The sequence below is a fragment of the Pseudidiomarina donghaiensis genome, assembly GCF_900116895.1.
Classification (GTDB): domain Bacteria; phylum Pseudomonadota; class Gammaproteobacteria; order Enterobacterales; family Alteromonadaceae; genus Pseudidiomarina; species Pseudidiomarina donghaiensis.
Genome location: NZ_FPCF01000001.1, coordinates 732,122 through 749,638, shown reverse-complemented (window position 1 = coordinate 749,638; position 17,517 = coordinate 732,122). Strand labels below are relative to the sequence as shown.

The window sequence follows — 17,517 nt, the reverse complement described above, 5'->3', positions numbered from 1 at the left end:
TTTGCGGCCTTTAGCCGGCAGCAATAACGCGCAAGATCTGGCCACAAATATAGGCCATGTATGTACCTAATGCATAACCGAATACTGCTAACAGTACACCCACTGGCGCCAGCGACGGGTGAAAGGCCGAGGCCACGACCGGTGCTGAAGCTGCTCCGCCCACGTTGGCTTGGCTGCCAACAGCCATATAAAACACAGGGGCCTTGAGCAAACGCGCAACTATAAGCATTAAGCTCGCATGAATAATCATCCATATTGCGCCAATTAAAAAGTACTTCGGCACATCAACGATGGCGGTGACATCCATATGCAAACCAATGGTCGCCACCAAAATATAGACAAACATAGAACCGTATTTTGACGCGCCAACACCTTCAAGCGAGCGCACGCGAGTAAACGACAAGGCCACACCGACGGTGGTCGCAATAACAATTAACCAGAAGAATTTCTTGTCTAGGCTAAAGTCTTTTAATACCGGTACATGATCACCAATAAACGGGGCAATTACATCCGCACCCCAGTGCGCTAGGCCTGTAACGCCAAACGCCACCGCAATAATGAACATAAGATCTGGCAGCTTTGACTCACGGCGGTGCTCTGCTTCGTACTGCTCCATACGTTGCTTAATAGCTTCAATGGCACTGGTGTCAGCGCCAATGCGCTTATCAATGGCCTTATTATTAGCAGCCATATAAAGCAGTACCGCCATCCATAAGTTGGCGACGATAATATCCACGGTGACCATGGCCGAGAAAATCTCACCACCAACTTCGTAGACTTCTTTCATAGCGGCTTGGTTCGCACCACCGCCAATCCAGCTGCCGGCAATGGTTGTCATACCGCGCCAGACTGCATCTGGGCCCGCACCACCAAGCATTTCAGGAAAAATAACACTCACCAAAAGTAATGCAATTGGCCCACCAATCACAATACCGACAGTACCCGTTAAGAATAAAATAAGTAGTTTAGGGCCCAAGCGAATAATGGCTTTTAAATCTAAACTTAATGTCAGCAGCACCAAACACGCCGGCAGCAAATAATCCATAACCAACGGATAAATACCGGTATTGGCGCCATCAACAATGCCAAACGTGTTTAATAATGAAGGAATAAAATAACAAAGAAGTAACGCCGGAACCCATTTATAAAATTTCTGCCAAAATGAATTAGCGCTTGCTTGTGTGTAGAAGATAAGACCGAGAATAACGGCTAGTAAACCAAAAATAATACCGTCATTGGTAATCAATGCAGTGTTGTCCACAGAAACCCCTCTTTTTTTAATTTTTAATGAAGGACGTGCTGGGGGGCCGCCCACGTTTCAAGTTGTAAGCGCAACATTTGGGCGCTTGGGTCATCAGGACATTGTTCGACAAAATACTGGTAGTCGTCAACTGCCGCTTGCTGGCAATCAAGCTCTTCCAGCACGTAACCACGGTCGCGAATCTCATATGGGTCATCGGGCGTAATCGCCAACAGCATATGCACAACGGTTAACGCATTGGCAAATGTGCGGTCGTGAATCATCGCGTGTTTCAGCTCAGTTAAGTAGCGTTGCAGTATTGTTTTTTGGTCGGCCGCTTCAAACATGTCCCAACTAAAATCAATTGCATCGTCGGTCACATCCTCAAAACGCTCTTGCACCTGCTTACCTTCAAGCAGTTCACCGTGCAATGGGTCAACAAAGTAACTTTGCTGCTCGTGATCAAAACGCAATAACGGATAGCCCGGAAAGTCTACCAACTCGGTTTGCACACCCGCGTAAGCCGCCGCTTCTTGTAACAACAAGGCCAAACTAACCGGCAACCCCGTGCGATAACTAATAACACGGTCAAGCAGAATGCGCTGCGCGCCAACAATAGGCTCGGGCGCGTCACTAAATCCAAGCTCAAAGTAAAAGTCTTGAATAATTGCCTGCAGCTTTTCTAAACCATCTTCGCCGGTATGGCGCTCGGCCATATCACGAATTAGCTGATAATAATCGCTCACATAGCTGTCGCTATCGCTATGAAAGGTACGGCTAATCTCCCAAACTATTTCAATAGTTGGCAGAATTTCGTGAGCAACATGTTCTAAATATGAAAAGCGCATAAACCCTTAAAGTGCTAATGCGATAGCAGCTATTGGATATTAGATATTAGCCCTAAACAGGCTGGGTTTATCTAATATCCGATATCTAATAGCTAATATCGCTTTTGTTTTTAAATCAAAGCTTGTTTGCTGAAGGCAATATGAAGCAAAAACATAATCCAGCTTAACGCCCCAATAAACCCAACATAACGCAACCAGCTCGTCGTTGCTTTCATGGCAACTAAACCAAATAAAATATAGCCGACTAAGCCAATCACTTTATTGGCTAACCACGGTGTTTCCCATGGCCACATTTGCCAATGAATTAGCATGCCAACAATGGTTAATAGCAACGCAGTATCAATAATATGGGGAACAATTTTCACCCATTTTTGCCGAGCGATGCCAGCACCAATGCTTAGCCAGAAAAAACGAAGCATGAATAATACCACACTTACCGCTACAAAAGTGACGTGCATGTGTTTTAGAGCTATAAATGACATTAATTCGTTCCTTTTTAATCGTTATTATCTATTAATCGTTGATAAGCAACAGCTATTTGTTGGCGTAATTGCGGCTGGTGTTCACGAAGCCAGTTTTGGTAAAAACTGAGTTCATGTTCCAAACGATCGCGTTCATCTGCAACGCGTAAAATATCCCGATAAGACCGTAAAGCCGACATTACACAGGTAAATAATTTTTGCGCGGTTAATTCGGTTTTGGCTTTATAGTCGTTTATGTCGTAATTCATAACAACCGATCGCTCAGGTGCTTGCCCCGGCTGGCCAGTACGTAACACAATACGCGCGGCATGATTATCTGCTTGCTCGCGTATGTATTGGGCAACTTTGAGGCCGGCATCATCGGTTTCCATCACCACGTCAAGTAGAACAATGGCAATATCATCATGTTCATCAATGAGTTTTTGTGCTTCTTCGCGCGAGTGTGCGCTGAAGAACTTTAAGCCGCGCCCTTCAAACACCAAATCCATTAACGCTAAACGCGTTACCGCGTGTACTTCCCGCTCGTCATCAACAATTAATACCTTCCAACCGTTCTCTTCGGTTAAGTCGGCATCAACGTCGTGCTCATCTTCGTCCGCAAAGATAAAGTCATTGCTCATACTCAGGTCTCCATTGGCCCAAGGTCACTCGGTCTAACTGTGCATAGTCTTGCACAGTGTTGATACGGGTATAACCACAATCGGAAAAACACGCTCGAACTGCCGCTGCTTGCTGATAACCGTGCTCAATCAGCAACCAACCCTGCGCCGCTAAATAATCACGCGCGCTGCTAATAATCTGCTGAATGTCCCCTAAACCATGGTCTTTTGCAACCAAAGCACTAAGTGGTTCGAAACGAACATCGCCTTGCTGTAGATGCGGATCATCAGCATCAATGTAAGGTGGATTAGAGACCACTAGGTCATACTTATTGTTCCGCGAAAGTTCGGCAAACCAGTCACTTTGTTGAACATCAATCGCTAGTTGCAAACGTTCGGCATTGCGCTTGGCAAGGGCCACCGCATCGGCCATTTTATCAACCGCGGTCAGCTGCCAATTGGGTCGGCTATGTTTTAATGCCAATGCAATAGCACCAGTTCCCGTGCCTAAATCTAACACCTGCGCATTGTGTGGCAAGGTTAAATCAAGCGCCTGCTCAACGAGTACTTCCGTGTCCGGCCGAGGTATTAACGTACTGCTGTTGACATAAAGCGGCAACGACCAGAACTCCCGTTCACCTAGCAGATGAGCTACCGGGTGCCCTGCAAGCCGTTGCTCAATGAGCACTTGGTAGCGCTTTGCTTGTGCGGCTGTCAAACAGCGCTCAGGCCAAGTCACTAAATAAGTACGATCACGCTCCAAACAGAGCGCTAACAATACTTCGGCATCTAATTTGGCCGACTCACTGTGAACTTGCAATGCGTCCGTTGCTTGCTTTAACGCTTGTTGAATCGTTAACCCGGCAGCAAATGTAATCATTGCTGCTCGGACAAGGCCGCTAATTGGTCTGCCTGATGCTCTTGCACAATCGCGTCTAGAATCAAATCAAGAGCGCCCTCAAGTACTTCGTCTAAACGATATAGCGTTAAATTAATTCGATGATCGCTTACGCGGCCTTGCGGGTAATTATAAGTACGAATACGTTCCGAGCGATCGCCACTACCGACCAAACTACGGCGTGTCGTTTGTTCCTCTAAACGGCGTTTTTCGTCTTCTGCTTGCTGAATACGCGCTTGCAATACCGACATCGCCTTGGCGCGGTTCTTGTGCTGTGAGCGTTCATCCTGGCATTCCACCACAAAGCCAGTAGGAATGTGGGTAATTCGAATGGCCGAGTCGGTTCGGTTAACGTGCTGACCACCCGCTCCCGAAGCTCGGAACGTATCGACGCGCAAGTCCGCAGGGTTAATTTCTATGGCTTCCGCTTCTGGCACTTCAGGCAAGACTGCGACGGTACACGCCGATGTATGCACGCGCCCTTGTGATTCAGTTTCAGGAACCCGCTGCACGCGGTGCCCACCCGACTCAAACTTCAAACGACCATAAGCGCCATCGCCAGACACATACGCAATCACTTCTTTATAACCGCCATGTTCGCCTTCGTTACAACTAACAATGCTGACTTTCCAACCGTGCTGCTCGCCATAGCGGCTGTACATACGGAATAAGTCACCGGCAAAAATAGCTGCTTCATCGCCGCCAGCGCCTGCGCGAATTTCTAAATAACAAGCACGGTCGTCGTTCGGGTCTTTTGGTAGTAATAAAATTTGCAGTTCTTGTTCAAGCTGCTCTTGCTTGGCTATGGCATCGTCTAATTCAACCTGTGCCATTTCGCGCATTTCGGCGTCGTCTTCCTGCATCATTTCTTTAGCTGCAGCTTCGTCGGCTTGGGCTTGTTGATAACTCGTGAAACATTTCACCAGTTCTTCAAGCTGCGAGTACTCGCGCGATAATGCTCGGAATTTATCCTGATCGCCAATCACGCCTGGGTCACTCAATAAGTGTTGCACTTCTTCGTAACGTTCTAATAAAGCTTCTAGTTTTCGAATAATCGAAGGATTCATCATGCGGTGAGGACCTTACTCGTCATCTGCTATTAATCGTTGAAATACCGCTAAGGTGGCAAAATCACCGGCGGCGCCAGCATCGCGCATCATACGCGTGGGCTGATGTAAAAACTGTTTGGTTAAGCGTTGTGTCAACTCTTGCACCACATCTTCAGGGTTCTTGCCCGCTTGCAGTTGCGTCCGTGCTCGCGCCAATTGCTCTTCAGCCATGCGCTGATTTGCTTGCCGAAAATCACGCAAAATATCCACGTGATCAAGCTGTCGCATCCAAGCGGTAAACGCATCACTATGTTCGCGTATAATCACTTTCGCTTCGGCAGCCGCCTCTTCGCGGTTGCGCAAATTCTCAGTGATAATGCCTTGCAAGTCATCAACGGTATATAAAAACGCATCGTTAAGATCGTTCACTTGCTCTTCAATATCACGCGGCACCGCAAGGTCAATCAGTAACATAGGCTGCCGGCGCCGAGCCTTTAATGCACTTTCAATTAAGCCCTTACCAATAATCGGCAAGGGGCTAGCGGTTGAGCTAATCACAATATCCGCTTGCGGCAATAATTCGGGCAGCTCTCCCAAAGTATGCGCTTGACCATTAAATTTTTCAGCAACGTCTGTGGCGCGCGAAATTGTACGATTGGCAACCATTAACTGCTTAACGCCCTGCTCTGTTAAGTGTTGCGCAACCAATTCAGCTGTATCACCAGCGCCAACCAGCAACACCCGCGATTGCGGCAACTCAGCGAATATTTGCTTCGCCAAATTCACCGCAGCAAACGCGACTGAAACCGCATTTTCGCCTACTTTGGTTTCGCTGCGTACGGTTTTAGCAACTCGGAACGTACTTTGAAATAAGCGCTCTAATACCGTGCCAACGCTCGCTTGGTTACGCGCAAATTGATAAGCTTGCTTCACTTGGCCCAGAATTTGCGGTTCGCCAAGCACCAACGAATCAAGGCCACTGGCTACCGCCATTAAATGCTCAATCGCTTGATCGTCTTGGTAGGTGTAACAATGCTCACGTAATTGTTCGAGTGGAATGCGATGATAGCCAGCTAACCAGCCGACCAGCATATCGGCGGAGCTTGCACCATGACAATATAGCTCGGTGCGATTACAGGTGGATAAGATCACTGCTTCGCCCACGCCAGTTTGCTCGCGCAGAGCCGGCAGCGCTTGGTGCAACTGCTCGGGCGAGAAGGCAACTTGCTCTCGTAGTGCTACGGAAGCGGTTTTGTGGTTAACACCTAATGCGAAAATGGTCATAATAGCAAAAAATTGCGAGCCTCTGACTACTGCGAAACGCTGGCAATTGTACGTGAAAGCCCGCATGATGAAAAGCACGCGAACAGGGATACCTGAGTGAATGAAACGTCTTCTTTTAGTAGTACTCACAAGTAGTTGGTTGGTGGCTTGCAGCAGCGTTCCTGAACCGACAACCCACACCACGGTGGCTGCCGCGGCTATAAATGGCCAACAGCAGCAATTGCAGCAGCTTGACCAGTGGCGTCTGCGCGGTCAAATGGCTTTGTTTGACTTGCGTCAAGATGACCGCCACGGGCTGTATATTGACTGGTTTTACAGTGCTGAATTACTCACCATGCGCTTTTCGCACCCGCTGCGCGGTACTATTGCACGATTAGAGCAGCGTAAAGGGTACGCTGAATTAATTGACGATGACGACAATCGCTATTATGGCCGTAATGCTCAAGAGCTTTTGCTGAAGTATTTCAATATCGATTTACCGGTCGACATGCTCAATAGCGTGGTCATGGGTAAGCAACTACCCACCATGGCAGAAACGAAATACCAACTGCAAGCCACTGATACCCAGCAATTAGCGCTACTTTCAGACTTTGTCATGGTCGCCGCAGACCAGTTATGGAACGCACAATTACGCCAATATCAGCCTGTTAATGGTATTTATGTACCGCATAGTATTGACTTAACAGCGCAAACCTGGCGTTTAAAACTGAAGGTGTCTGAATGGAAGTTTTAACCCTGCCGGCGGTTGCCAAACTCAATTTATTCCTACACATTGTTGGGCAGCGCGACAACGGCTATCACAATTTACAAACGCTGTTTCAGTTTGTGAACTTTGGCGACAGCTTAACTTTCACCAGCAAACAAACCGCCGACATAACACTAAGTTGCACTGAACCAGCGCTTGAGTCTGCCGATAATCTCGTCCTGAAAGCCGCCCAATTGTTACGCCATTACGCAAAACAGCTCGGGTTATTGTATTTAGCCCATGGCGTGCATATTCACATCGACAAACGACTGCCCTTTGGCGGTGGTTTAGGTGGTGGTTCCTCGGACGCTGCAACGACCTTACTGGCGTTGCGTCATTTATGGAAACTTCCGATAACTGACGACCAACTGGCCGAACTTGGTCTGCAATTAGGCGCTGACGTTCCGGTATTTGTGCGCGGGCACGCCGCATTCGCCGAAGGCGTGGGCGAGCATTTGCAATTGGCTGAGCCACCCTGCTTATGGTACTTGGTGGTTCACCCTGGCGTAGAAATTAGCACGCCCAGTATATTTAAAAATCCAGACCTAAAACGCGACCACAGCCCTTTAAAATGGCCGCATTGGAGTTGGGAAACCACGACCAATGACTGCGAGCCGCTGGTTCGACGACTCTACCCAGAAGTTGCCAACGCCCTCGACTGGTTGGTAGAATACGCGCCGTCTCGGCTGACCGGTACCGGTGCCTGTATTTTTGGCCGATTCGACAGCGAGACACTCGCCCGTGCTGCGCTACAACGGATGCCCGCACACTGGACAGGATTTGTCGCTCGAGGCCTGAACGAAAACCCGGTCTGCCAGCAACTGCGGCAGGCTTCAACTGTGAACCTAACCAACCAAGACTGAGGTTTAGTGTGCCTGACATGAAGCTCTTTGCTGGCAATGCGACGCCAGAACTCGCCCAAAAAATTGCCGACCGTTTATATATCAAACTAGGCGATGCTGAAGTTGGCCGTTTTAGCGACGGTGAAATTAGTGTCGTGATCAATGAAAACGTGCGTGGTGCTGACGTTTTTATTATTCAATCAACCTGTGCGCCAACCAACGATAACCTGATGGAACTTATCGTCATGGTCGACGCCCTACGCCGAGCTTCTGCAGGTCGTATTACCGCCGTCATGCCTTACTTTGGTTATGCACGCCAAGACCGCCGCGTGCGCTCAGCGCGGGTGCCAATTACTGCGAAAGTGGTTGCTGACTTCTTATCAAGCGTCGGTGTTGACCGTGTTTTGACGGTCGACTTGCATGCTGAGCAAATTCAAGGCTTCTTTGACGTGCCGGTTGATAACGTTTTTGCTAGCCCAGTACTGATGGAACATTTACGCCAGCAAGATTTCCACAACCCAGTGGTGGTCTCGCCAGATATCGGTGGTGTGGTTCGTGCTCGCGCTATTGCTAAATTGTTAAACGATATTGACCTCGCCATTATTGACAAACGTCGCCCGCGTGCGAACGAGTCTCAAGTCATGCACATTATTGGTGACATTCAAGACCGCGACTGCATTATTGTTGACGACATGATCGACACCGGTGGTACTTTGTGTAAAGCCGCTGAAGCACTGAAGAAAAATGGTGCTCGTCGCGTGTTTGCTTATGCTACGCACCCAATTTTCTCAGGCAAGGCGTTTGAGAACATTCGCGATTCACACATTGATCGCGTGGTGGTAACCGACAGCATTCCACTGGCACCGGAAATGAAAGCACTAGACAAGGTTCATCAGTTAACATTAAGCGGTATGTTGTCGGAAGCACTACGCCGCGTCAGCAACGAAGAATCAATCTCGGCAATGTTCGAGTATTGATTGAAATTCAAGGGCGCCGGTGGTACTATTCCGCGCCCTTGAAAACCCAATCAGATTTTTAAGGAACACGTCGGGTATTTGGTCGCGAATAGCCGGCTTATTTTTATTTAACGGAGACCATCCATATGGCAACTATCGATTTTACGATCCAAGCAGAACTCCGCACGGATACAGGGAAAGGTGCGAGCCGCCGCCTGCGTCGTGAGGAAAAAGTGCCTGCAATTTTATACGGTGCTGACAAAGAAGCCGTTTCAATTACTGTTGATCACAACAAAGTGAACAACATGGCTGACCACGAAGCTTTCTACTCGCACATTTTGACTTTGGTTATTGACGGTAAGAAGCACGAAGCTATCTTGAAAGACGTTCAACGTCACCCGTACAAGCCAAAATTAACTCACTTGGATTTCCAACGTGTTGTTAAAGGTCAAAAACTTCACACTCACGTACCAGTACACTTCGTTAACGAAGCAAGCTCTGTTGGCGTGAAAGAAGAAGGCGGCGTTGTGGTTCACCACATTGCAGACGTTGAAGTTACCTGCTTGCCAAAAGACTTGCCAGAGTTCGTTGAAGTTGATATCGCGAACTTGAAGTTAGGCGAAACCTTGCACTTAACTGACTTGAACATGCCAAAAGGCGTTGAGTTGGTTGAGCTGGCTAAAGGTGAAGACCACGACCAAGCAGTGGTTTCAATTACTGCGCCTCGTGTAGAAAAAGAAGCGGAAGAAACTGAAGAAGTTTCAGCTGAAGTTCCTACCGCTAAAGAAGCGAAAGAAGAAAAAGACGCTGAATAAGGTCTTATGTCGACCATTCGCTTACTCGTGGGCCTGGGTAATCCAGGCCCCGAATACTCCCAAACTCGTCATAATGCAGGCTTTTGGCTAGTCGAGCAGTACGCTCGTATGTACGGCCAAACCCTTCAGCCTGAAACCAAATTTTTCGGTAACACCGCACGCATTCAAAAAGGCGCTATGGACTTGCGCGTATTGCAGCCAATGCAATTTATGAATCGCAGCGGTAACGCTGTTGCCACTTTGGCGAACTTTTATAAAATTCAGCCTGATGAAATTTTAGTGGCCTATGACGAGCTCGATTTACCACCTGGTGTCGCTAAGTTCAAAACTGGTGGTGGTAGCGGCGGGCATAATGGCATCAAAGACATTGCCGCACGTTTAGGAACACCTGATTTTCATCGCTTACGTATTGGTATCGGTCATCCGGGTGACAAGTCAAAAGTTACCGGCTGGGTGCTAGGCAAAGCACCACAAACAGACCAAGTACTGATGGACGATACCATTACGGAAGCCTGCCGCAGCATTGATATCTTATTGCAACAAGATATGCGCGCGGCACAACAACACTTACACAGTTTTAAAGCACAGAGAGAGAACTAAGCATGGGATTCAAGTGTGGTATCGTCGGCTTGCCAAACGTAGGTAAATCAACGCTGTTTAATGCCCTAACCAAAGCCGGCATCGAAGCGGCTAACTTCCCTTTCTGTACCATCGAGCCAAATACGGGCGTGGTGGCGGTGCCTGATCCCCGCCTTGACCAATTAGCTCAAATTGTAAATCCACAACGCGTAGTTCCAACCACCATGGAATTTGTCGACATAGCTGGCTTGGTAAAAGGCGCATCAAAAGGCGAAGGCTTAGGTAACCAATTCTTAGCCAATATTCGTGAAACCGACGCGATTGGTCACGTTGTACGTTGTTTTGAGAACGACAACATTGTACACGTTGCCGGTAAAGTTGACCCCGCTGAAGACATTGAAGTAATCAACACTGAGTTAGCATTAGCTGACCTTGATAGCGTAGAGAAAGCCATACACCGCCAAGGCAAAAAAGCCAAAGGCGGCGATAAGCAAGCAGCGGCAGAAATTGCCGTATTGCAAAAGTTATTGCCAGCACTTGAGAGCGGCGAAATGGCGCGTTCAGTGGCATTAACTGACGATGAAAAAGCCACCATTCGCAGCTACAACTTGCTGACCATGAAGCCCACTATGTACATTGCCAACGTGAATGACGATGGCTTTGAGAACAACCCGTACTTAGACAAAGTGCGTGATATTGCAGCCAAAGAAAACGCGATTGTGGTACCCGTGTGTGCCGAAATTGAATCGGAAATTGCTGAGCTTGATGACGAAGAAAAAGCTGAGTTTATGGCTGATTTAGGTTTAACTGAGCCTGGTTTAAACCGTGTTATTCGCGGCGGCTATCAGTTATTGAACTTACAAACCTATTTCACTGCAGGTGTAAAAGAAGTGCGCGCGTGGACTATTCCTGTCGGCGCAACCGCCCCGCAAGCTGCTGGTAAAATTCATACCGATTTTGAAAAAGGCTTTATTCGTGCTGTTGTCGTGGGCTTTGACGACTACGTTCAGTTCAAGGGCGAGCAAGGCGCAAAAGAAGCCGGCAAGCGCCGCGAAGAAGGTAAAGAGTACATCGTTAAAGATGGCGATGTGATTTTATTCCGCTTTAACGTATAAAAAAGCCAAAGCGCTACTGGTTACTAGTTATTAGTTACTGGTTACTAGTTATTAGTTATTAGTTACTGGTTATTAGTTGCTGGTTGCTAGTTGCTGGTTTTGCGAGAACGTGCCAATGGGGAGCTGAGGATCAGCTCCCCATTCGGACCATGAGCCATCATATAGCTGCACATTAGAATATCCTGCCAGACGCGCTGCTATCAGCAAAATACATGCGGTAATGCCCGACCCACACGTACAAATAATATTGGGCGATTTCGTACAAATTAAATCGACAAGTAATTCCTCAAGCACCTCAGGTTTCTTAAACTTATTGTCGTCTAATACGTCTAGAAACGGCAAGTTGTATGACCCACGAATATGGCCGCTTCGCATGCCTTCACGCGGCTCTTCTTTTTGGCCTAAAAAGCGTTCTCGTGTACGCGCATCGATAATGGAATGTGCGCCACTTTGCGTTGCTTTAAGAACCTGCTTTTTATTAACTAGCCAATTCGACTCAAAGCTCGCCACAAAATCGCCTCGACGGCCACTCGCAATGGCATACTTATCGGTCACTGAATAGTTATCTGCCAACCACTGTGGTAAGCCACCATCTAAGATAAACACCTTATCAAAGCCCATCGCTTTTAAAATAACCCAAGCGCGCGGCGCAGAATAAATCCCTTGGTTGTCATAAACGACTATGGTATCGGAGGTGTTAATACCAAGATGTTGAATGTGCAGTGTCACTTGCTCTGCAGTGGGAAATGTATTCGGTAATTTGGCTGATGTGTCAGTGAGGTGTTCTTCAAGCTTTAAGTTAAAGGCTTTCGGTATAACGGTCAGCTCATTATATTCCAACGGCGTGCGCCCCACGACTTTGTTCATGCTGGCATCCAAAACGTACAGGTTTGGCTGAGTTAGGTTCTCAGCCAACCATTTTGTACTCACCAAGCAATCATCTTTCGGCACTGTTGTTGCCGCTGCATCCATGAAAAACAGCCTTTTAGCAATTGATGTATTTTGTTGTTTTATTGATAACCAATTGTAACAGCAATAAGCATAGCTATAGCACACGCAATAATCAACTTAATCATTAACGGTGCGATAAATTTAAACCATCGTTCATAGGGTACTCCGGCAAGCCCAAGAATCCCCATTAACACAGGGTTCGTTGGCACAATCATATTCATTAAACCGTCACCCATTTGAAACGCCAACACGGCAATTTGACGACCAATACCCGCGGTATCGGCAATCGGCACCATAATTGGCATGGTGACAAATGCTTGGCCGCTGCCTGACGGAATAAACAGATTCAAAATACTTTGAATAACCAACATGCTAACAGCACCAAAATGCGCACCAAAGGCTTCAACCGGCATCGCCAAATAATAAATCACGGTATCTAACACTTGGCCTTGCTCCATAATCATCGCGATGGAGCGAGCAAAGCCAATTAACAACGCGGTAGCGGTTAATTCGGCAGCTCCTTCAATAAATTTATTCGCTGCGTCGCTAGCGCCCATTTTGCTGACAATAGCGGCAAACAAACCAAAACCCAAAAACAACGCGCTCAGTTCAACTAAATACCAACCATGTACTTTAATACCCCACACGAGCAGGCCCAAGACACCAACAAAACCAAGCAAAATAACCTTATGCCGGCCACTTAAAGCTGGGTATTCAGTGGTTTCATACGTGGTTTTTGGTGTTATGTCAGCTAACAGTGACGCCGACGGGTCTGCGGCTACTTTCTTGGCATAGCGATACACATGATGAAAGCCAATAGCAAATAAAACCGGCCACAACAACAAGCGATACCAAAGCCCTGACGCTGGCGGAACTTCCGCAATTGACTGGGCAATCAATAAGGTAAACGGATTAAATAACGACAAGCCATAGCCAATACCATAGCCGACAATGAGAATACCCATGGCGGTTATGCCATCAAGTTTCAGTGCTCGGCATAAAGCCACTAGCATGGCGACGAAAATCAAATACTCTTCGGCAACCCCAATGAGCGCAGAAAAAATACCAAACGTCAGCATGCCACCTAAAATCAGCCATCCGGTTTTGTCGGCAAATTTTGCAAGTAGCAGGCCAATCACTGCGTCGAGCATACCGGTGGCGCGTAAAATGCCCATCACACCGCCAATAAGCAGCACGAAGAATATAACCCCTTGGGCATCGCCTAGGGCTTGGGGAATTACGGTAAACAACGTAAGCGGCGACAACAGCGGTTGTTCAGCAAGGACGCTATAGGTGCCAGGGGCAACAACGTTTTGGCCAATGTCATTCACTGTGCGCTCAAATTCGCCGGCGGGAATAATCCATGTTAGCACCAACGCTGCAATCATCATGTACATCATCAGCACCAGCGTGTGCGGAATTTTGAATTTCATCATGGTGGGAAAAACCTTGTTTTTGTTTTAGTTATAAAGCGTTAACGTTGAATCACGTCGTTATGCATGGCGGCAAGTATAGCAAGTAATCGGTTTTGTGTACTCACTGCAACGTCATGTGTTTCCATAGCTGTAATTAAATTTTCAACAATGGCATTAAACTCTGCTCGGCTAATGTTCATGCCTTTGTGTACCTCTGGCATGGAAGCGCCCTTATAGGTGCATGGGCCGCCGCTTAATTCACAAATATGCTCACTAATTTGGGTATGAAATCGTTCAATATCGGCATTAACGAAGTGATGCACCACGCGTTCGTCTTCCGCGATATTGAGTACAAAGGTTTCCATCATTTGACGAATACCGTCATGCCCACCTAATTCGTCATACAATGCTGTACTGCGCGCTGCGGTGGTGTCAGAATTTGCGGCAACTTGATGACTCATGAATACCGTTAATATCAACAATAATGCTCTAAAAACGCTCAAATCTCGCATCGTTCAATTCCTTTTATGACCTTGCCCCATAACTAAAACGTCACCTGCATTGACCCGTACACACCACTTTGCTCTGGCGCCCCGGCAATTGTTTTCAAGTTTGTGTATGCCAATGCAACGGCTATGCGCTTGGTTGGAAACCACCCAACAAACACATCATGCCAGTCTTGTTCGTCGGCAAAATTTAAATGATTTGGCTTTTGTCGGTATTCAACGCCAACTATCCAATGGCGATTAATAAACATTCCTACCGATGCTTCGGCAACAAGGCTGTAATCGTCTTTTTTATCACCACCAAAGCCTAACAACCCCATCTCGTTCGCTTTCGTTGCCCGTACCGTTAAATTTGCAAGCCAAGTACGATGCCAAGGACCGTCAAGCCAGGCTTTGGTTGCTGCTAGGTAAAAATCAGTGCCACTATCGTCTGTGGCACCAACGGCATTAGGCAATGCGAATGTGGTGTTCTTTTTGTGGAGCGCACCCATGCTAATTTGCGGTGCTTTACCGTATACCACGTCGCCATATAAGCGGTATTTCACCCCATAGATAGCTTGTTCAAGCTCACCGCCGAGGCTTTCAAGCGTGAAACGTTGTTGCGCATAAGAGAACTCAACGCGGTTATCGTAATTCAACGTTGCCGCAGCAACATCAAGTTGATAGTCCCGCACATTGGCATGATTATAGGCAAGTGTTCCACCCCATTGCCCTTGTTCAGCATAACTCGATAAGGTTGCCCACGGCACAATGCCGCCACCACCAGCCCCTTCAATTGTGGTTAGCCCGCCAGTAGCTAATAGTCGGCCGAAATCCGCCGCCGCAATGGGTGACATACATAAGCAAACCGCACCGATAAGTATCCTTATTTTCATTGGTTTTCCTTTTGTACAAGTTGTTCGTTGGCTTGATAGTCGACTAACCACTGCTCAAACTGCGGCGCGGCCAACGGTCGGCTGAAGTAAAAGCCTTGCATAGTGTCACACCGCAAATCACGCAATAAGTGCCAAGCGGCTTGTTCCTCAATGCCTTCAGCAACAGTGGCAAGGCCAAGTTGGTGCGCCAATGCAAGGGTTGAGCGAACTATGGCCATATCAACGTCACTATGAACAATATCTTGAATAAACGCCCTATCTAACTTCAACTCATCAACCGGCAAACGCTTTAATTGCCCAAGTGACGCATAACCCGTGCCATAGTCATCTAGCGCAATTTTGAATCCACTGTCACGTAATTCTTGTAAGCGCATAATCGCTTGCTCCGGATCTAACATCACCGCGCTTTCAGTCACTTCAAGCGTCACTAAATGACACGGTATACCGCGCTGCTGAGCCCCTTCGGTTAAAAACGCCACTAATTCATCCCACTGTAAATCCACAGCCGATAAGTTGATGGCTACGCTGAGTTGGCGACCTTGCTCATGCCAAAGCTGCAACTGATCAAACGCAGCCATACAGACCCATCGCGTTAAACGATTAATTTCGCCGGTTTGTTCGGCTAAAGGAATGAACTCGTCGGGCCGCACTACGCCAAGGGCGTCATCGCGCCAGCGTAACAACGCTTCAACGCCAATCACGGCACCGTCAGTACAACGTAACTTCGGTTGAAAATGCAACTGCAGGCGGTTTTCACGAACCGCTGACGGCAATGCTTGAACAATTTGAATGCGGCGCAAGTGTTGCTCGTCCATACCTTGCTGATAAACCACCGCAAATTGTTTCTGTTGCTTCGCAAAACGCGCACAAATTTGGGCGCGCCGCAACAAACTATCGGCATCGTCGCCGACATTTGGAAAAGCTAAATACCCAGCATGAAACTCTAATAAATAACTCGTTTCAGCTAACCAAAACGGCTGTGATAACGCTGCTTGCAGCTGTGTTAACAAGTTCTTTAGGCTTGTTTCAGACTGTTTGTGACTAAGCAGTACAAATTCATCGCCAGCCAAACGACTAAGCCACCAATGAGAGCCACAGTTGTCACGTAACCTTTCAGCAACCGCGTGCAGAAGTTCATCACCAACTAGCTGCCCGAACCTATCATTCACTTCTCGAAAACGCGCAATATTAACCAGCACCACATGACCGCGCTGTTGTTTTTTTAACCTCGAAGCAAGCTCCTGTTGTAATGAGTTGCGGTTTGGCAAGCCAGTGAGTATATCGTGCTCTAGTTGATAAACAATTTGTTGTTCTCGCGCCGAAATACCTTGGCGCATTTGCTCAAAAGCGTGACCTAATGCCCCAAACTCATCATTTCGGGTCAGCGTAATTGGTGAGCTATAATCACCTTGCCCCAAGCGTTTTGCGGAACGCGTTAACTGCGCCACCGGCGATGAAATCATACGCGCTGTAAAGACAGCGAGTAGCACAGCAACAACTAAAATAGCGAGTGCAATAATCAAATATTGCTGCTGCAGCGTACGAAACTCACTCGCGGCTTCCTGCCGATCGGCACTAAACACCAACAACATGTTGCTATCTTCAGTTGCAGCGATAGGCAAATCTGCCAACGCGCTACTATGCGTGGCCAAATTTAGCGAAGCGAATAAAGTAGGCAACTCGGTTGCCTCAGAGGCTATTTTCTGACGCGCTTGCGCCGGTAAACTCGTTGCATAAATAGCCCGTGACGAATCATTTATAAACGTAATGTCTGCGTGGGTCAGCTGTCGCATTAGGGTGGCGAACTCATCATCAACTTCAAAGCCAAGCGTGGCCCATGCGATTAAGTCGGGTGCCATAACAGGTACACTCACCACCTGAAATATTGACTCTTCCACTAACATCAATTGCGCGCTAACCCGTTGCGAGCCTAAGCTTTGTGGTTGCCAACTCATGGCGTGTGTGGCTGCAATTTCCTCCCCCACGGGGCTTTGCAGTACCATCAAGTCAGTACCAATGCGCTCACCATGATTCACCAATGCGGAAATAATCGTGTTTTGATCTTTGCTGGCAATTGCCTCACGAAAACCAAAGTCTGTGGTAAGAACTTCGGCGGTTTGTTGTAACTGCTGCGCACGTACATCCATTAACTCATTGAACACGCGCTCGCTGACTTCTAACTCTCGTTCTAATGTGCGCTCAGACTGCTGTGAGGTTGCCAGCCAGACGGCACCAAATGACACCATAAGCACTAACGCAGCCAGTGCCGTGAAGCTAATAATCAAGCGGGTTCGAAAAGTCCTCACCATGGTTTGGCC

At 47.7% G+C, this 17,517-nt stretch carries 17 protein-coding genes and 1 pseudogene; 6 read left to right on the top strand and 12 right to left on the bottom strand.

The features are described from left to right. Positions 1-10: 10 nt before the first annotated feature. From BM334_RS03565 to hemA, 7 genes and pseudogenes are all read right to left on the bottom strand, one after another. Positions 11-1,261, bottom strand: coding sequence for a DUF819 family protein (locus tag BM334_RS03565; protein WP_092837967.1), 1,251 nt, complete (start codon positions 1,259-1,261; stop codon positions 11-13). Between the two features lie 23 nt (positions 1,262-1,284). Continuing rightward, positions 1,285-2,088 (bottom strand): SirB1 family protein, encoded by an 804-nt coding sequence (locus BM334_RS03560; RefSeq protein WP_092837964.1) that lies wholly within the window; start codon positions 2,086-2,088, stop codon positions 1,285-1,287. A gap of 110 nt (positions 2,089-2,198) precedes the next feature. Continuing rightward, on the bottom strand, positions 2,199-2,570 hold the full coding sequence (locus BM334_RS03555; protein WP_092837962.1) for a SirB2 family protein: 372 nt from the start codon (positions 2,568-2,570) through the stop codon (positions 2,199-2,201). A 116-nt stretch (positions 2,571-2,686) separates the two neighbouring features. Then, positions 2,687-3,190: pseudogene (locus BM334_RS03550) on the bottom strand (response regulator); the annotation flags it as partial. Then, the gene (gene prmC / locus BM334_RS03545; RefSeq protein ID WP_092837959.1) at positions 3,180-4,049 is read right to left on the bottom strand and encodes a peptide chain release factor N(5)-glutamine methyltransferase; all 870 of its coding nucleotides are present in this window, start codon (positions 4,047-4,049) and stop codon (positions 3,180-3,182) included. The gene prmC and the pseudogene BM334_RS03550, both read right to left, overlap by 11 nt. Next, positions 4,046-5,134, bottom strand: coding sequence for a peptide chain release factor 1 (gene prfA / locus BM334_RS03540; RefSeq protein WP_092839262.1), 1,089 nt, complete (start codon positions 5,132-5,134; stop codon positions 4,046-4,048). The genes prmC and prfA overlap by 4 nt, the downstream gene beginning before the upstream one ends. A gap of 15 nt (positions 5,135-5,149) precedes the next feature. Beyond that, on the bottom strand, positions 5,150-6,400 hold the full coding sequence (gene hemA / locus BM334_RS03535; RefSeq protein WP_092839259.1) for a glutamyl-tRNA reductase: 1,251 nt from the start codon (positions 6,398-6,400) through the stop codon (positions 5,150-5,152). A 100-nt stretch (positions 6,401-6,500) separates the two neighbouring features. Between hemA and lolB the strand changes: the two genes are divergently transcribed. The 6 genes from lolB to ychF all read left to right on the top strand — a co-directional run bounded on the left by lolB (position 6,501) and on the right by ychF (position 11,452). Beyond that, on the top strand, positions 6,501-7,133 hold the full coding sequence (lolB, locus tag BM334_RS03530; protein ID WP_092837956.1) for a lipoprotein insertase outer membrane protein LolB: 633 nt from the start codon (positions 6,501-6,503) through the stop codon (positions 7,131-7,133). Next, positions 7,121-8,008 (top strand): 4-(cytidine 5'-diphospho)-2-C-methyl-D-erythritol kinase, encoded by an 888-nt coding sequence (gene ispE, locus BM334_RS03525; RefSeq protein WP_092837953.1) that lies wholly within the window; start codon positions 7,121-7,123, stop codon positions 8,006-8,008. The genes lolB and ispE overlap by 13 nt, the downstream gene beginning before the upstream one ends. 8 nt (positions 8,009-8,016) lie before the next feature. Further along, on the top strand, positions 8,017-8,964 hold the full coding sequence (locus BM334_RS03520) for a ribose-phosphate pyrophosphokinase (RefSeq protein ID WP_126801816.1): 948 nt from the start codon (positions 8,017-8,019) through the stop codon (positions 8,962-8,964). 125 nt (positions 8,965-9,089) lie between these two features. Further along, the gene (locus tag BM334_RS03515) at positions 9,090-9,758 is read left to right on the top strand and encodes a 50S ribosomal protein L25/general stress protein Ctc (RefSeq protein WP_092837947.1); all 669 of its coding nucleotides are present in this window, start codon (positions 9,090-9,092) and stop codon (positions 9,756-9,758) included. A 6-nt stretch (positions 9,759-9,764) separates the two neighbouring features. Beyond that, positions 9,765-10,358: an aminoacyl-tRNA hydrolase gene (pth, locus tag BM334_RS03510; RefSeq protein ID WP_092837944.1), complete on the top strand. Its 594-nt coding sequence runs from the start codon at positions 9,765-9,767 to the stop codon at positions 10,356-10,358. 2 nt (positions 10,359-10,360) lie between these two features. Continuing rightward, positions 10,361-11,452: a redox-regulated ATPase YchF gene (ychF, locus tag BM334_RS03505; protein WP_092837941.1), complete on the top strand. Its 1,092-nt coding sequence runs from the start codon at positions 10,361-10,363 to the stop codon at positions 11,450-11,452. A gap of 72 nt (positions 11,453-11,524) precedes the next feature. On the opposite strand, the gene BM334_RS03500 is transcribed toward ychF, so the two are convergent. From BM334_RS03500 to BM334_RS03480, 5 genes are read right to left on the bottom strand one after another with little or no spacing between them, the layout of a single operon-like run. Next, positions 11,525-12,424, bottom strand: coding sequence for a sulfurtransferase (locus BM334_RS03500; RefSeq protein ID WP_092837938.1), 900 nt, complete (start codon positions 12,422-12,424; stop codon positions 11,525-11,527). Between the two features lie 38 nt (positions 12,425-12,462). Beyond that, on the bottom strand, positions 12,463-13,839 hold the full coding sequence (locus BM334_RS03495; RefSeq protein WP_092837935.1) for a YfcC family protein: 1,377 nt from the start codon (positions 13,837-13,839) through the stop codon (positions 12,463-12,465). Positions 13,840-13,877: 38 nt separating this feature from the next. After that, positions 13,878-14,330, bottom strand: coding sequence for a group I truncated hemoglobin (locus tag BM334_RS03490; RefSeq protein ID WP_092837932.1), 453 nt, complete (start codon positions 14,328-14,330; stop codon positions 13,878-13,880). Positions 14,331-14,362: 32 nt separating this feature from the next. After that, positions 14,363-15,199 carry a DUF3034 family protein gene (locus BM334_RS03485; RefSeq protein WP_092837929.1) on the bottom strand — a complete coding sequence of 279 codons (837 nt, stop codon included), beginning with the start codon at positions 15,197-15,199 and terminating at the stop codon, positions 14,363-14,365. After that, positions 15,196-17,508, bottom strand: coding sequence for a putative bifunctional diguanylate cyclase/phosphodiesterase (locus tag BM334_RS03480; RefSeq protein ID WP_092837925.1), 2,313 nt, complete (start codon positions 17,506-17,508; stop codon positions 15,196-15,198). Before BM334_RS03480 ends, BM334_RS03485 begins: the two co-directional genes overlap by 4 nt. Positions 17,509-17,517: the final 9 nt, after the last annotated feature.

Bases quoted from the DNA above. Each gene is read 5' to 3' on its own strand.
- BM334_RS03560 (WP_092837964.1), bottom strand. From the start codon at position 2,088: ATGCGCTTTTCATATTTAGAACATGTTGCTCACGAAATTCTGCCAACT.
- BM334_RS03555 (WP_092837962.1), bottom strand. From the start codon at position 2,570: ATGTCATTTATAGCTCTAAAACACATGCACGTCACTTTTGTAGCGGTA.
- prmC (WP_092837959.1), bottom strand. From the start codon at position 4,049: ATGATTACATTTGCTGCCGGGTTAACGATTCAACAAGCGTTAAAGCAA.
- prfA (WP_092839262.1), bottom strand. From the start codon at position 5,134: ATGAATCCTTCGATTATTCGAAAACTAGAAGCTTTATTAGAACGTTAC.
- hemA (WP_092839259.1), bottom strand. From the start codon at position 6,400: ATGACCATTTTCGCATTAGGTGTTAACCACAAAACCGCTTCCGTAGCA.
- lolB (WP_092837956.1), top strand. From the start codon at position 6,501: ATGAAACGTCTTCTTTTAGTAGTACTCACAAGTAGTTGGTTGGTGGCT.
- ispE (WP_092837953.1), top strand. From the start codon at position 7,121: ATGGAAGTTTTAACCCTGCCGGCGGTTGCCAAACTCAATTTATTCCTA.
- BM334_RS03515 (WP_092837947.1), top strand. From the start codon at position 9,090: ATGGCAACTATCGATTTTACGATCCAAGCAGAACTCCGCACGGATACA.
- pth (WP_092837944.1), top strand. From the start codon at position 9,765: ATGTCGACCATTCGCTTACTCGTGGGCCTGGGTAATCCAGGCCCCGAA.
- ychF (WP_092837941.1), top strand. From the start codon at position 10,361: ATGGGATTCAAGTGTGGTATCGTCGGCTTGCCAAACGTAGGTAAATCA.
- BM334_RS03500 (WP_092837938.1), bottom strand. From the start codon at position 12,424: ATGGATGCAGCGGCAACAACAGTGCCGAAAGATGATTGCTTGGTGAGT.
- BM334_RS03495 (WP_092837935.1), bottom strand. From the start codon at position 13,839: ATGATGAAATTCAAAATTCCGCACACGCTGGTGCTGATGATGTACATG.
- BM334_RS03490 (WP_092837932.1), bottom strand. From the start codon at position 14,330: ATGCGAGATTTGAGCGTTTTTAGAGCATTATTGTTGATATTAACGGTA.
- BM334_RS03485 (WP_092837929.1), bottom strand. From the start codon at position 15,199: ATGAAAATAAGGATACTTATCGGTGCGGTTTGCTTATGTATGTCACCC.
- BM334_RS03480 (WP_092837925.1), bottom strand. From the start codon at position 17,508: ATGGTGAGGACTTTTCGAACCCGCTTGATTATTAGCTTCACGGCACTG.